General features: G+C 65.3%; 10 protein-coding genes. 7 read left to right on the top strand and 3 right to left on the bottom strand.

All coding sequences use genetic code 11. From position 1 onward, the window contains the following. Positions 1–59: 59 nt before the first annotated feature. Complete coding sequence (locus NKI88_RS12500; RefSeq protein WP_023740209.1) at positions 60–950, top strand: ParB/RepB/Spo0J family partition protein; 891 nt, start codon at positions 60–62, stop codon at positions 948–950. Positions 951–1,220: 270 nt separating this feature from the next. Here the strand turns inward: NKI88_RS12500 and holA are convergent, their stop codons facing one another. After that, a complete protein-coding gene (holA, locus tag NKI88_RS12495) occupies positions 1,221–2,264 on the bottom strand; it encodes a DNA polymerase III subunit delta (protein ID WP_352655374.1) in 1,044 nt (347 codons plus the stop codon). A gap of 512 nt (positions 2,265–2,776) precedes the next feature. Here holA and NKI88_RS12490 point away from each other — a divergent pair. The 5 genes from NKI88_RS12490 (at position 2,777) to NKI88_RS12470 (ending at position 9,129) form a co-directional block, all read left to right on the top strand. Continuing rightward, positions 2,777–4,006 carry a 3-methyl-2-oxobutanoate dehydrogenase (2-methylpropanoyl-transferring) subunit alpha gene (locus tag NKI88_RS12490; RefSeq protein WP_031253617.1) on the top strand — a complete coding sequence of 410 codons (1,230 nt, stop codon included), beginning with the start codon at positions 2,777–2,779 and terminating at the stop codon, positions 4,004–4,006. A gap of 2 nt (positions 4,007–4,008) precedes the next feature. Continuing rightward, positions 4,009–5,022: an alpha-ketoacid dehydrogenase subunit beta gene (locus NKI88_RS12485; protein ID WP_023672171.1), complete on the top strand. Its 1,014-nt coding sequence runs from the start codon at positions 4,009–4,011 to the stop codon at positions 5,020–5,022. A gap of 2 nt (positions 5,023–5,024) precedes the next feature. After that, complete coding sequence (locus NKI88_RS12480; protein ID WP_352655371.1) at positions 5,025–6,428, top strand: dihydrolipoamide acetyltransferase family protein; 1,404 nt, start codon at positions 5,025–5,027, stop codon at positions 6,426–6,428. 235 nt (positions 6,429–6,663) lie between these two features. After that, positions 6,664–8,052 carry a dihydrolipoyl dehydrogenase gene (gene lpdA, locus NKI88_RS12475; protein ID WP_352655369.1) on the top strand — a complete coding sequence of 463 codons (1,389 nt, stop codon included), beginning with the start codon at positions 6,664–6,666 and terminating at the stop codon, positions 8,050–8,052. A gap of 210 nt (positions 8,053–8,262) precedes the next feature. Beyond that, positions 8,263–9,129, top strand: coding sequence for a glycosyltransferase (locus NKI88_RS12470; RefSeq protein WP_352655367.1), 867 nt, complete (start codon positions 8,263–8,265; stop codon positions 9,127–9,129). 161 nt (positions 9,130–9,290) lie between these two features. Here NKI88_RS12470 and NKI88_RS12465 read toward each other — a convergent pair whose 3' ends face one another. Continuing rightward, a complete protein-coding gene (locus tag NKI88_RS12465; protein WP_023747424.1) occupies positions 9,291–10,394 on the bottom strand; it encodes a saccharopine dehydrogenase family protein in 1,104 nt (367 codons plus the stop codon). A 150-nt stretch (positions 10,395–10,544) separates the two neighbouring features. On the opposite strand from NKI88_RS12465, the gene NKI88_RS12460 reads away from it, so the two are divergent. Continuing rightward, positions 10,545–10,973: an Lrp/AsnC family transcriptional regulator gene (locus NKI88_RS12460; protein WP_023672167.1), complete on the top strand. Its 429-nt coding sequence runs from the start codon at positions 10,545–10,547 to the stop codon at positions 10,971–10,973. 178 nt (positions 10,974–11,151) lie between these two features. On the opposite strand, the gene NKI88_RS12455 is transcribed toward NKI88_RS12460, so the two are convergent. Beyond that, on the bottom strand, positions 11,152–13,185 hold the full coding sequence (locus NKI88_RS12455; protein ID WP_352655365.1) for an aldo/keto reductase: 2,034 nt from the start codon (positions 13,183–13,185) through the stop codon (positions 11,152–11,154). Positions 13,186–13,205: the final 20 nt, after the last annotated feature.

The raw sequence follows: 13,205 nt of genomic DNA, 5'->3' as shown, positions 1-13,205 counted from the left end.
GGCAGGGTCGATAAACAAAGCCGATCCGTCACCGAAACGATCAAGAATCTGGAATTGAGATGAGCGAAGACCTTTCGAGAAAGAGACTGGGGCGTGGACTGGCGGCGCTGATCGGGGAGATCGACCGTCCGGTGGCAGCGGCCGAAAAGCCGGGCCTGAATGCCGACGGCAAGGTGCCGATCGAATTCCTGAGCCCGAACCCGAAAAACCCACGCCGGCACTTTGGCGACGCCGACCTGACCGATCTCGCCCAGTCGATCCGCGAACATGGCGTGGTGCAGCCGGTGGTGGCGCGGCCTTCGCCGACGCAGGCCGGGCGCTATGAGATCATCGCCGGCGAGCGACGCTGGCGCGCCGCGCAGCGCGCCGGGCTGACCGAGATTCCGATCATCGTGCGCGACGTCAACGACCGCACGGCGCTCGAACTGGCGATCATCGAGAACGTCCAGCGCACCGACCTCAATCCGGTCGAGGAGGCGCTCGGCTACCAGCAGTTGATCGACGATCACGGCTACACCCAGGCCGATCTCGGCAATGTCATCGGCAAGAGCCGCAGCCACGTCGCCAACACGCTGCGGCTGCTGAAGCTGCCCGACGTCATCCGAGACTTGCTGGTCGACGGCGCGCTGTCAGCCGGTCACGCCCGCACGCTGGTCACGGCGCAGGATCCAGCTGGGCTCGCCAAGCAGATTGTCGAGGAGGGGCTTTCGGTGCGCCAGGCGGAAGCGCTGGCGCAGATGCCGGCGGGCGGCACGCCGCCCAAGGGAAAACCGGCACACGGCGTATCGGGCAAGGATGCCGACACGCTGGCGCTGGAAAAGCTGATGACCAACACGATCGGCATGATCGTGACCATCGAGCACAAGGGCAAGGGCGGCGCGATCCGCGTGGACTACCGCAGCCTGGAGCAGCTCGACGAGCTATGCCGGCGGTTGAAGGACGAGCGGTAGAAGGTTGAGGTTGCGCCATATTTAGCCGGCGAATGAAGTTCTGGCTTAGGATGAAGAAAGAGCTTGCGGTTGCCGGCCCTTCTTTTTATTGGCGATTGCCGAAGGGATCGAACTGCCATCTCCCCCCTTGAGGGGGAGATGGCCGGCAGGCCAGAAGGGTCGTCTCCCATCAAGCGCCGACCTCGTTTGTCTTTGCGAAAGGCGCCAGCGCTCCACGCGCCGCGACCCCCTCTGTCGCCTTTGGCGACATCTCCCCCTCAAGGGGGGAGATCACCGCTGTGCCAGCCTCGCGCTCTCCACCGCAATGCCGAGCAGCGCCTGCCGTGCCAGCGCTTCCGACAAATCCGGCCTGCGCCTGGTCTGCAGCACGGCCGATTGCAGCCGGTTCAGCGCGCGGCTGAGCGCCTCGACGTTCCAGCGCTCCAGCGCCTTCTCCACCAGCTTGCGCCGCGAGAAAAACACCGGCGGACGGGCGCCGGCCATGGCCGAGGCGGCGTTGCGGCCGGCGGTGTCCATCTGGCCGCGCATGACCTGAAGCTGCTGCAGCTGCCGCATCGCCGAGGACAGCACCAGGAAAGGATGGCCGCCGGACAGGCAGTGGCGGGTGAAGGCGGTGTCGAAGTCACCGATCTTGCCTTCCAGCACAGCATCGACCGCGTCGTCGAAGGAGGCGCCGGAAACGTCGCCGGACATCGCCCTGACGTCATCGAGGCCAATGTCCTTCTGGCCGTGGGCGTAAAGCACCAGCTTTTCGATTTCACCGCGCGAGGCCAGCCGGTCGCCCCCGAGATTGCGGCGCAGCGCCTGGCGTGCGTCGAGCGCCATCGACATGCCGGCCTTGCGCAACTCGTCGTCGATGACGCTATCGATGTCGCGGGCTTCATCGGCGTAGCAAGGCAGCGCCATGGCGGTGTCGGCGGCCTCGACGATCGCGCGCAGTCCGACGCCCTTTTTCAGGTCGCCGGCCTCGATGAGAATGATGGCGTCGCGCGCGGGCTCCGCAGTCAGCGCCTTCACGTCGTCGGCCAGCGCCTTCTGGCCGCTGGCGTTGCGCACCCACAGAAGCCGCCGGTCGGAGAACATCGGCACGGTGCGGGCTTCGTCCAGCAGCCGGCCCTGGTCGCGATCGACCTCCGCGCCGTCGAGCCGGACGACGGAGAACGGATCGTCGAGAGGCAGGCCGGTTTTCGCGGCAAAGGCCTTGGCCCGCTCGGCGACCAAGCCGCGGTCGGGTCCGTAAAGCAGGACGATCGATATGCGCGCGTCAGGCTTCGCCAGCCACGAATCGACCTCATATCCTTTTTTCTGCGCCATGGAGGGTGGTTAGCATGATGCGGTCGCTGAGTGAACGTTCTCCAGAGAGTTCGAGACCCTAGCGCCCTTCCTCTCCCTCCGGAGGGGGGAGAGGTGGCTCGGCGAAGCCGAGACGGAGTGGGGGAGCCACCTGGCAATCGCCGCGAACGGACAAAGGAAGGGCACTATCTCAAGCATTGCCTAGGGCCCCAAGGGTCGACCCCCACTCCGTCGAGCTTCGCTCGACACCTCTCCCCCGATCGACGGGGGAGGAAAGCGCCAGTTCGCCGACCTTGATGCGTTCATCTCTCCCGGAGGCCGTGAAGTGACTATCTGCCGGAAATCCTGCAAAACTTTGCGCCTAATTGCGCGCCGCTCCCCAACATCGACAAGAAATTTCGCCGACATATCTGCATCTTGCGGTCGCCTGCCGGCCGGGACGCCGGATCGGTTCCGGCGCCCCATGAATTGGCGCTGTGCCGGGCGCGCGGATGTGCAAATATCGACGCCAGGCAAATGGGAGGACCATGGTCATGACCTCTGGGATGTTGCGGTTTCATGTGCCGGAGCCGGAAGTGCGGCCGGGCGGAACGCCCGACTTCTCCAATGTGCCTATCCCCAAGGCCGGCTCGGTGCCGCGACCGGACATCGATGTCGATCCGCGCACCATCCGCGACATGGCGTTTTCCATCATCCGTGTGCTCAACCGCACCGGTGAGGCGGTCGGGCCGTGGGCCGGGCTGCTCACCGACGAGGAGTTGCTCGAGGGGTTGCGCCACATGATGACGCTGCGCAGCTTCGATGCCCGCATGCAGATGGCGCAGCGCCAGGGCAAGACATCGTTCTACATGCAGCATCTGGGCGAAGAGGCGGTGAGCTGCGCTTTCCGCAAGGCGCTGGCGCCGGGCGACATGAATTTCCCGACCTATCGGCAAGCCGGCCTGCTCATCGCCGACGCCTATCCGATGGTCACGATGATGAACCAGATCTATTCCAACGAGGCCGATCCGCTCAAAGGGCGGCAGCTGCCGATCATGTATTCGTCGAAGGAGCATGGCTTCTTCTCGATCTCCGGCAATCTGGCGACGCAATACATCCAGGCGGTCGGCTGGGCGATGGCTTCCGCTATCAGCAACGATTCGAAAATCGCGGCGGCGTGGATCGGCGACGGCTCGACGGCCGAATCCGATTTCCATTCCGCACTAGTGTTCGCCTCGACCTACAAGGCGCCGGTCATCCTCAACGTCGTCAACAACCAGTGGGCGATCTCGACGTTTCAAGGCATTGCGCGTGGCGGCTCCGGCACCTTTGCCGCGCGCGGCCTCGGCTTCGGCATTCCGGCGCTGCGCGTCGACGGCAATGATTATCTCGCCGTGCATGCCGTGGCCAAATGGGCGGCGGAGCGGGCGCGGCAGAATCTCGGGCCGACGCTGATCGAATATGTCACCTACCGTGCCGGCGCGCATTCGAGCTCGGACGATCCGTCTGCCTACCGGCCGAAAACCGAATCCGACGCCTGGCCGCTCGGCGATCCGGTGATGCGGCTGAAGAACCATCTGATCCTGCGCGGGGTCTGGTCGGATGAGCGCCATGCCCAGGCGGAAGCCGAAATCCTCGACACGGTGATCGCGGCGCAGAAGGAAGCTGAAGGCCACGGCACGCTGCATGCCGGCGGCAAGCCGTCCACGCGCGAGATGTTCGAGGGCGTGTTTGCCGAGATGCCGCCGCATCTCAGGCGCCAGCGCCAGCAGGCGGGAGTCTGACCATGCCGAGACGGACCATGATCGAGGCGATCCGCGACGCCATGGACGTGTCGATGGCGCGCGACGAACGCGTCATCGTCTATGGCGAGGATGTCGGCTTCTTCGGGGGTGTCTTCCGCTGCACGGCAGGCCTGCAAGCGAAGTACGGCAAGACCCGCTGCTTCGATGCGCCGATCAACGAATCCGGCATTGTCGGCTCCGCCATCGGCATGGCCGCCTATGGGCTGAAGCCATGCGTGGAAATTCAGTTTGCCGACTACATGTACCCGGCTTACGACCAGCTGACGCAGGAAGCAGCACGCCTGCGCTACCGCTCGAACGGCGATTTCACCTGTCCGATCGTGGTCCGCATGCCGACCGGCGGCGGCATCTTTGGCGGACAGACGCACAGCCAGAGCCCGGAAGCGCTGTTCACCCATGTGTCGGGGCTGAAGACGGTGGTGCCGTCCAATCCTCATGATGCCAAGGGGCTGCTGATCGCGGCGATCGAGGATCCCGATCCGGTGATTTTTCTGGAGCCGAAGCGGCTCTATAACGGACCGTTCGATGGCCATCACGACCGACCGGTGACGCCATGGTCGAAGCATGAACTGGGCGAGGTCGCCGACGGCCATTACACGGTGCCGCTCGGCAAGGCGGCGATCCGCCGGGCGGGCTCGGCCGTCACCGTGCTCGCCTACGGCACCATGGTCTATGTCGCGCAGGCGGCCGTGGAAGAAACCGGCATCGATGCCGAGATCATCGATTTGCGGACCCTGCTGCCGCTCGATCTCGACGCGATAGTCGCTTCGGTGAAGAAGACCGGACGCTGCGTCGTCGTGCACGAGGCGACACTGACCTCCGGCTTCGGCGCCGAGCTGTCGGCGCTGGTGCAGGAAAATTGTTTCTACCATCTGGAAGCGCCGGTGGCGCGCGTCACCGGTTGGGACACGCCCTACCCGCATGCGCAGGAATGGGATTATTTCCCGGGGCCGGCCCGTGTCGGCCGCGCGCTTCTCGAAACCATGGGAGCCTAGGGATGGGCGAACACATCATCAAGCTGCCGGATGTCGGTGAAGGCGTCGCCGAGGCCGAACTTGTGGAGTGGCACGTCAAGGTCGGCGACCTCGTGCGCGAGGACTCGGTGCTTGCCGCCGTCATGACCGACAAGGCGACGGTGGAAATACCTTCGCCGGTCGATGGCGAGATCCTGTGGCTGGGCGCCGAGATCGGCGACACGGTGGCGATCGGCTCGCCCATCGTGCGGCTGAAAGTGGCGGGGGAGGGCAATGTCGCCGAAGGCTCGAAATCGTCAGAGGTCACGGCGGCACCGACCCCCACCCCTGCCGGGGCGAGCCACGGGTCTCGCCCGTCCTCCGGACCCCCACAAGAGGGAGGCGTTTCGGCCACGAAATCCGACGCCAAGTCGCCACCACCTGCACCAGCAGCCAAAAGCGCACGGGCAGCTGAGACTGAATACCCCTCCCCCTTGCGGGGAGGGGCTAAGGGTGGGGGTGCTGCGCCGACATCTAAAGGTGCGGCACCCTCCGGCGCGCCGCGCCCGGAGGGCGAAAAGCCCCTGGCGTCGCCCGCCATCCGGCTCAGGGCGAAGGAGGCGGGGATCGATCTGCGCCAGGTGTCGGGTACCGGCCCTGCCGGCCGCATCAGCCACGAAGATATCGAGGCATTCCTAGCACGCGGACCGCAGGTAGCGAAGGCGTCGGGTCTGGCGCGCAATGACAGCGTCGAGGATATCAAGGTCATCGGACTGCGGCGCAAGATCGCCGAAAAAATGTCGCTAGCGAAGTCACGCATCCCGCACATCACCTATGTCGAGGAGATCGACGTCACAGCACTCGAGGAGTTGCGCGCGGCGCTCAACAAGGAAAAGCGCAAGGGTGTGGAGAGGCCGAAGCTGAAGCTGCTGCCGTTCCTGATGCGGGCGATGGTCAAGGCGATTGCCGACCAGCCCAACATCAACGCGCTGTTCGACGACGAGGCGGGCATCATCCACCAACATGGCGGCGTCCATATCGGCATTGCCGCGCAGACACCGTCGGGCCTAGTGGTGCCGGTGGTCAAGCACGCCGAGGCGCGCGACCTCTGGGATTGCGCGGCCGAGCTCAACCGCCTGGCCGAAGCGGCGAAGTCGGGCACGGCGAGCCGCGACGAGCTGTCGGGATCGACCATCACCATCACCTCGCTCGGCGCCATGGGCGGCGTGGCGACGACGCCGGTCATCAACCATCCTGAGGTGGCGATCGTCGGCGTCAACAAGATGATGGTGCGGCCGGTGTGGGACGGCACCCAGTTCATCCCGCGCAAGATGATGAACCTGTCATCAAGCTTCGATCACCGGGTGGTCGACGGCTGGGATGCGGCGGTGTTTGTGCAGCGGATCAAGGCGCTGATTGAGACGCCAGCGCTGATATTTGTGGATTGAGGGGCGGAACGACCGAGATGACGGCGGGACAGCGCCCCCCTCTGCCTTACCAGGCATCTCCCCCACAAGGGGGGAGATTGGACGTCACGCAGGGTTTCGCCAATCTCCATCGTTGCAGGAATGAGCGAAGCGAAGAAACTGCTGATCTCCCCCCTCGTGGGGGAGAAGTCCGGCAGGACAGAGGGGGGCGCGAAGGATTGGGACGGAACATTCCCTCGCATCAAAGGGTCACGCCATGAAAGAAATCTCCTGCAAGCTGCTGGTCATCGGCGCTGGGCCCGGCGGCTACGTCTGCGCTATCCGTGCCGGCCAGCTCGGCATCGATACGGTGATCGTTGAAGCCGGCAAACCGGGCGGCACCTGTCTCAATGTCGGCTGCATCCCGTCCAAGGCGATGATCCATGCGGCGGAAGAGTTCGAGAAGGTCGCGCATATGGCCGGCGGCAGCAGTCCGCTCGGCATTTCTGTGGCGGCTCCGGTGCTCGATCTCGGCAAGACGGTTGCGTGGAAGGACGGCATTGTTAGCCGGCTTACCGGGGGCGTTGCCGGGCTACTGAAGAAGGCCAAGGTCAAGACCGTCTATGGCTGGGCGACGTTCCGCGACGGCAAGACCGTCGCGGTCGAGACCGAGACCGGCACCCAGATCATCCGCGCCGAAACGGTTGTGATCGCCACCGGCTCGGCGACGGTGGAACTGCCGTTCCTGCCGTTCGGCGGCCCGGTGATTTCATCCACAGAAGCGCTGGCTCTCAGCGAGGTGCCGAAAAAGCTCGCCGTGGTCGGCGGCGGCTATATCGGGCTGGAACTCGGCATGGCGTTCGCCAAAATGGGCGCCGCGGTGACCGTGGTCGAGGCGCTGCCGCGCGTGCTGGCGCAGTATGATGCGGAACTGACCCGGCCGGTGGTGAAACGGCTGGCCCAGCTCGGCGTCGAGGTGATGCTTGGCGCCAAGGCCAAGGGGGTTAAGGGCGACGCGCTGCTGGTCGAGACCGCGGATGGCAAGAGCACCAAAATCGCGGCAGACAAGATCCTGGTCACGGTCGGCCGCAAGCCGGTGACGGAGGGCTGGGGCCTCGATCAGATCGATCTCGACATGGCCGGCAAGTTCATCAAGATCGACGACCAGTGCCGCAGCTCGATGCGCGGCATCTATGCCATCGGCGACGTCACCGGCGAGCCGATGCTGGCGCACCGGGCGATGGCGCAAGGCGAAATGGTGGCCGAGATCGTCGCCGGCCACAAGCGCAGCTGGGACAAGCGCTCGATCCCGGCCGTCTGCTTTACCGATCCGGAGCTGGTGACGGCAGGGCTAACGCCGGAGGAGGCGAAGGCGCTGGGCGAAATCAAGATCGGCCAGTTCCCCTTCGCCGCCAACGGCCGGGCGATGACGAAACTCGGCGAGGACGGGTTCGTCCGCGTCGTGGCGCGCGCGGACAACCATCTGGTGCTGGGCATCCAGGCGGTCGGGCAAGGCGTGTCGGAACTGGCGGCGGCATTCGGCCTGGCGCTGGAAATGGGCGCGCGGCTGGAGGATATCGCCGGCACCATCCATGCGCATCCGACGCAGGGCGAGGGGTTCCAGGAAGCGGCGCTGAAGGCGCTGGGCCACGCGCTGCATGTTTGAAGGGGTTTTTACCCTCCCCTTGTGGGGAGGTCGATCCGCGAAGCGGAGCGGGGTGGGGTCCTCGCCGACCGTCAGCGCTCCCCCCCCCACCCCGTGTCGCAATCTCCGCTTCGCTCCGACCGCGAGCCGACTCTCCCCACAAGGGGAGGGTAGGGTGGCCGCTCAGCCGTCGGTTGTCGCAGATCAGCGGAATGTACTAAGTGTCGGTCCATGGACACCGGCCTGAAGAAATACGTCGCCATACGCTACAACATCGCCGCTGGCTTCAAGCCAAGCCAGTGGGACGGAAAGGGCCGCGCCAATCTCGACCCGGTCTGGCTGGTCGAGCGCCTGGCGTTGTTCGACACCTATTGCGCGTCGTCGCTCGAAGGCCAGTCGCTGAAGGATTTTACCGTCCTTCTGGCGTTCGATGCCGATACGCACGAGAACTATATTCGCACCGTGTGCAGCTGCGTGGCCGGTGTCGACGTCAGGCCGATCCTTGTCGAGGCGGGCGAGGATTACAATGATCGCGTCAATGCCTTCGTCCAGGCCGATACCGATGCCGACTATGTTTCGCTCACGCGGCTCGACAGCGACGACGCGCTGGCGCCGACCTTCATGGAGCGCGTCGAGCACTACGCGCGCCGGGAGATCGAAAAGCGTGTGGTGGACCTGCAGCCGCTCTACATTGCCTTTCCGGAAGGCCAGAATTTCGACACGGCAAGCGGACGCTACACGCACCACGACTATGTCACGTCGGCGTTCGGCACGCTGGTCGAAAGGAGATCGCCGGCGATGAGCGGCGTCTACAGCGAGCACCACGCAAAAATGGCGACGCGCTTCAACACCGTCGTGGCGGCATCGAAGGGCGCGCAATGGTGCATCGTCATCCATGACAACAACGCCGCCAACGTGTTGAGGGGGAAGCCGGTCTCGGGGCCCTCCTTTACGGTGGGCCGACCGGGTGTCGAACCCGAGGTGCCAGCGCGAAGGCAAAGCGCGCCACGACAGGCAACCCAGCCCCGCATGGCGCCGCGGACCGCGGGCAACTTCATCCGGTTTCTGCTCGGACGACCGATGGCTCTGCGGAAGTAGCGGGCGCTTTACCCTCCCCCTTGTGGGGAGGGTCGATCGCGGAGCGGAGCAGGGTGGGGGTCCTCGCCAACCGTCGGCGCTCACCCCCCACCCCGTCTCGCCATCTCCGCTTCGCTCCGATTGCGCGCCGACCCTCCCCACAAGGGGGAGGGTGAAGTAGCTCAGCTTGCCAGCCGGCTTACCATCTCGTGCTGCGCATAAGCGCGCCCAAAACGATTGGCGAGAAACGCATCCAGCGCGATGTTTTCCTGCTTGACGAAGCCGGTCGCCGGCAAGGTGCCGTCGGCCAGCATGTCGAGCACGGCGCAGATGCCGGAGGCGGTGGTGATCTGGATTGCGCTGCGCACCTGGTTGCCGATGCGCTGCGAATAGATCTTGTTGGCGTAGGTTTCCTGCAGCAGGCGGCCATTGCGGCGGCCCGAGACGGTGACGAAGACGATGACCACATCCTGCAGCGTTGCCGGCAGGGCGCTCTCGAAGATATCCTTCAGCACGTCGCGGCGGTGGCGCAGGCCGAGGTCGTTGAGCAGCGCCTTCATGATCGCCGCGTGGCCGGGATAGCGGATGGTGCGGTAGTTCAGCGTGCGCACCTTGCCCTTCAGCGTCTCGGCCAGCGTGCCGAGACCGCCGGAGGTGTTGAAGGCCTCATAGGTGACGCCGTCGAGCGAGAACTCTTCGCGCTCCTCCAGCGGCGGCACTTCGATCAGCTCGCCCTCGACGATCGCCTCGCAGGGTTCGCAATATTCGTTGATGACGCCGTCGGTGCTCCAGGTCAGATTGTAGTTCAGCGCATTGGACGGGTATTGCGGCAGCGCGCCGACGCGCATGCGAACGCTTTCCAGCGTGTCGAAGCGGCTGGCGAGATCATTGGCGACGATCGAGATGAAGCCCGGCGCAAGGCCGCATTGCGGAATGAAGGCGCTGTTGCCCGACTTGGCCAGCTCCTTGACGCGGCGGGTGGAGACGACGTCCTCGGTCAAATCGAGATAGTGTACGCCGGTGGCGGCCGCGGCCTCGGCGATGCGAGTGGTCAAATGGAAGGGGGCGGCGCTCAGCACGGCGAAGGCGCCGGCAAGGGCGGCCTCGAGTGCGCCCGGCGCTGCGATATCGAGCTCCAGCCCCTCGACGCCGGCGGGAAGTTCGGCCGCGGCAAACTGCGCCGCCGCGCGGTCGACAACGGTGACGTGGTAGTCGCCGCTGTCGGCGAGCATGCCTGCAATGGTGGAGCCGATCTTGCCGGCGCCGACGACGATGATTTTCTTCATGACCTTGCCCCTCGTGAAAACTCTTTGGCCCAGACCGCCGCGCGGTGGACGCGATGCCTTCAAGAATCGCAGCTTGCCTGTCGAAAGGAAGCGTGGGATCGTTCGAAATGAACCCTGCAATTGAACGATACGCCGACGAGGTTCGTCGAAATGCTCAGTGACGCCGAACAAAAACTGCTTTCCCTGCTGCGCGCCAATGCCCGCGCGTCGACCACTGAGCTGGCGCGCCAGCTCGGCGTTTCGCGCACGACAGTGCAGAGCCGGATCGAGCGGCTGGAACAGCGCGGCATCATCACCGGCTATGGCGTGCGGATGGCGCCGGACTACGAGCAGGGGCTTGTGCGGGCGCATGTGCTGCTCACCGTCACGCCCAAGCTCGCCGACAAGGTGGTGCGGGCGCTGCAGGCGCTGCCGCCGGTACGGACGCTGCACTCGGTGAGCGGCAATTTCGACATGATCGTCATCGTCGACGCGCCGTCGATCAGGGATCTGGATGCGTTGCTGGACGAGATCGGGGCGATGGACGGGGTCGAGCGGACGTCGTCGTCGATTATTTTGTCGACACGGATCGATCGGTAGGTGGAACGCATGAGCCGCTAATCTCCCCCGTGCGGGGGAGATGGCCGGCAGGCCAGAGGGGGTCGGTTCGACTGGGCTCGGCCTACCTGCCGCTGCAGAAGGAGGTTAGCGCTCCACGCGAGGCGACCCCCTCTGTCGCCTTCGGCGACATCTCCCCCTCAAGGGGGGAGATTAGCTGCTAAGCCCGCCGCCTTTCCGGCCCGCTATCCAGCCACGCCACATCCTCCGCCGACAGCTTGATATCCAGCGCCTTCAAACTGTCCTCCAACTCGTCCAGCGTGCGCGGGCCGATCAACGGCACCGACGGAAAAGGCTGCGCCAGCACATAGGCGAGCGCGATGTGGATCGGACTTTTGCCCAGGCGCTGCGCCAGCTCGATGGCGCGGTCGCGGCGGCCGAAATTTTTCTCGGAATACCAGACCCGCACCAGCTCCTCATTGTCCTGCTTGTCGCGGCCGGCGCGGTCGGTGAAGAAGCCGCGGCCCTGGCTCGACCAGGCGAAGTTGGGCATCTGCCTTTTCGTCAACCAGGATTTCCAGTCGTCGGTGGACGAGGTGATGCAGCCGGCCCAGATCGGTTCCAGCATCTCGGCCAGCGAGAAATTGTTGGAGAGCACGCCGGGCTTCTGCTTGCCGGTGCGCTCGGCATAGGCAATCGCCTCGTCCATGCGCGCCATCGTCCAGTTCGAGCCGCCGAACGGGCCACGGATGCGGCCGGCCTTGACCTCGGCGTCCATCGCATCGACGAATTCGCCGACCGGCACATCCGGGTTGTCGCGGTGCATGAAATAGAGGTCGACATGGTCGGTCTGCAGCCGGTCCAACGACTGGGCGAGCTGCTTGCCGATGACATCGGGATAGCAGAGCGGCGAGTGGGCGCCCTTGGCGATGATCACCGACTGCTCGCGCACGCCGCGATTCCTGAGCCACTGGCCAAGCAGCGTTTCGGTGTAGCCGGCGCCGTAGACATAGCCGGTATCGAACAGATTGCCGCCGGTCTCGAAGAAGGCGTCGAGCAGGATTGCGCCCGACGAGAAGGTGCGGAAATCCTCGAAGCCGAGCGCCACCACGGAGGCCGGCTTCGACAGGCCCGGAATCTTGCGCTTGCCAATGGCCGTGCCGCCGGTGCGCAGCGGCCGGCCCGAAATGGTGTTGGTTCGCTTAGCCGGCTTTTCGATCTCATATTCCAGCCCAACGGCGGCGCGCCATTTGTCGAGCACACGCAGCGTGCCCAGACTGTCGGCCCAGGCCATGCCTGGCCAGGCGAACTCTTGTTTCCCGGCCAGGATCGCCTCGCCGGCGGCGTCGACCTCGAAGGAATAGAGATGGCGGGTTTCGTTGAGGCTGATGGTCTCGCGCGTGTCGTCGGCGAGAATTACATCGATCCGGCCAGGGCCGCCATCGCGGTTGCCGCCGCCGGCGAACCAGAAATCCGGCACTTCGATGCGGCCCTTGGTGCCGAGGATGCGCAGCACATTGTCCTGTTTGAGCGAGATGCTGCAGGATACCTCGGCGACGATGCCACCGGGAAAATGCAGCAGCGCCGAGGCCCATTCGTCGACGCCGGACTTGCCGAGATGGGCGGTGCCGACAACCTTGTCCGGCTCGGCGAAGGGTTTTCCAGTCGCAGCCCCGGCAATCAGCCGCACCATCGAGACGGGATAGCCGCCGACATCGAGGATGCCGCCGCCGGCGAGATCGTTGGCGTAGAGCCGGTGCTCGGGCATGAAGCCCGGCATGGCGAAGCCGAAGCTCGACTTCATCAGCCTGACATCGCCGATGACGCCCGACTTGATGAGTTCCACCAGCTTCGCCGTCTGCGGGTGCAGCCGGTACATGAACGCTTCGCCGAGGAAGGTGCCGGCCTTGCGCGCAGCATGGATCATGGCGTCGGCCTCGAAGGCGGTCAGCGCCAGCGGCTTTTCGCACAGCACATGCTTGCCGGCTTCCGCCGCCTTGATTGCCCATTCGGCATGGCCGGGATGCGGGATGGCGATATAGACGGCGTCGACCTCGGGGTCAGCGAGCAGCGCGTCGTAACCGTCGAGGATGCGGGCGCCGGGAAACGTCTCGGCCAGGCCTGCCTTGCCGGGATTGCGGGCGCCGAGCGCCACGATCGTGCCGGTGCGCGAGCCTGCCACGCCGCGGGCGAACACTTTGGCGATGTCGCCGGGCCCGAGTATCCCCCAGCGGATGGGCGCGGTTGCAGTCATGGTCATTCTCCTTGCAAGGC

This window comes from Mesorhizobium sp. M0317, from assembly GCF_040321555.1.
Lineage (GTDB): Bacteria > Pseudomonadota > Alphaproteobacteria > Rhizobiales > Rhizobiaceae > Mesorhizobium.
This window is presented reverse-complemented; position numbering and strand designations above follow the sequence as displayed.

Excerpts from the sequence above, each read along its gene's own strand:
- NKI88_RS12485 (WP_023672171.1), top strand. The coding sequence starts at position 4,009 with ATGCCGAGACGGACCATGATCGAGGCGATCCGCGACGCCATGGACGTG.
- NKI88_RS12490 (WP_031253617.1), top strand. The coding sequence starts at position 2,777 with ATGACCTCTGGGATGTTGCGGTTTCATGTGCCGGAGCCGGAAGTGCGG.
- NKI88_RS12480 (WP_352655371.1), top strand. The coding sequence starts at position 5,025 with ATGGGCGAACACATCATCAAGCTGCCGGATGTCGGTGAAGGCGTCGCC.
- NKI88_RS12500 (WP_023740209.1), top strand. The coding sequence starts at position 60 with ATGAGCGAAGACCTTTCGAGAAAGAGACTGGGGCGTGGACTGGCGGCG.
- lpdA (WP_352655369.1), top strand. The coding sequence starts at position 6,664 with ATGAAAGAAATCTCCTGCAAGCTGCTGGTCATCGGCGCTGGGCCCGGC.
- NKI88_RS12470 (WP_352655367.1), top strand. The coding sequence starts at position 8,263 with ATGGACACCGGCCTGAAGAAATACGTCGCCATACGCTACAACATCGCC.
- holA (WP_352655374.1), bottom strand. The coding sequence starts at position 2,264 with ATGGCGCAGAAAAAAGGATATGAGGTCGATTCGTGGCTGGCGAAGCCT.
- NKI88_RS12465 (WP_023747424.1), bottom strand. The coding sequence starts at position 10,394 with ATGAAGAAAATCATCGTCGTCGGCGCCGGCAAGATCGGCTCCACCATT.
- NKI88_RS12460 (WP_023672167.1), top strand. The coding sequence starts at position 10,545 with ATGCTCAGTGACGCCGAACAAAAACTGCTTTCCCTGCTGCGCGCCAAT.
- NKI88_RS12455 (WP_352655365.1), bottom strand. The coding sequence starts at position 13,185 with ATGACTGCAACCGCGCCCATCCGCTGGGGGATACTCGGGCCCGGCGAC.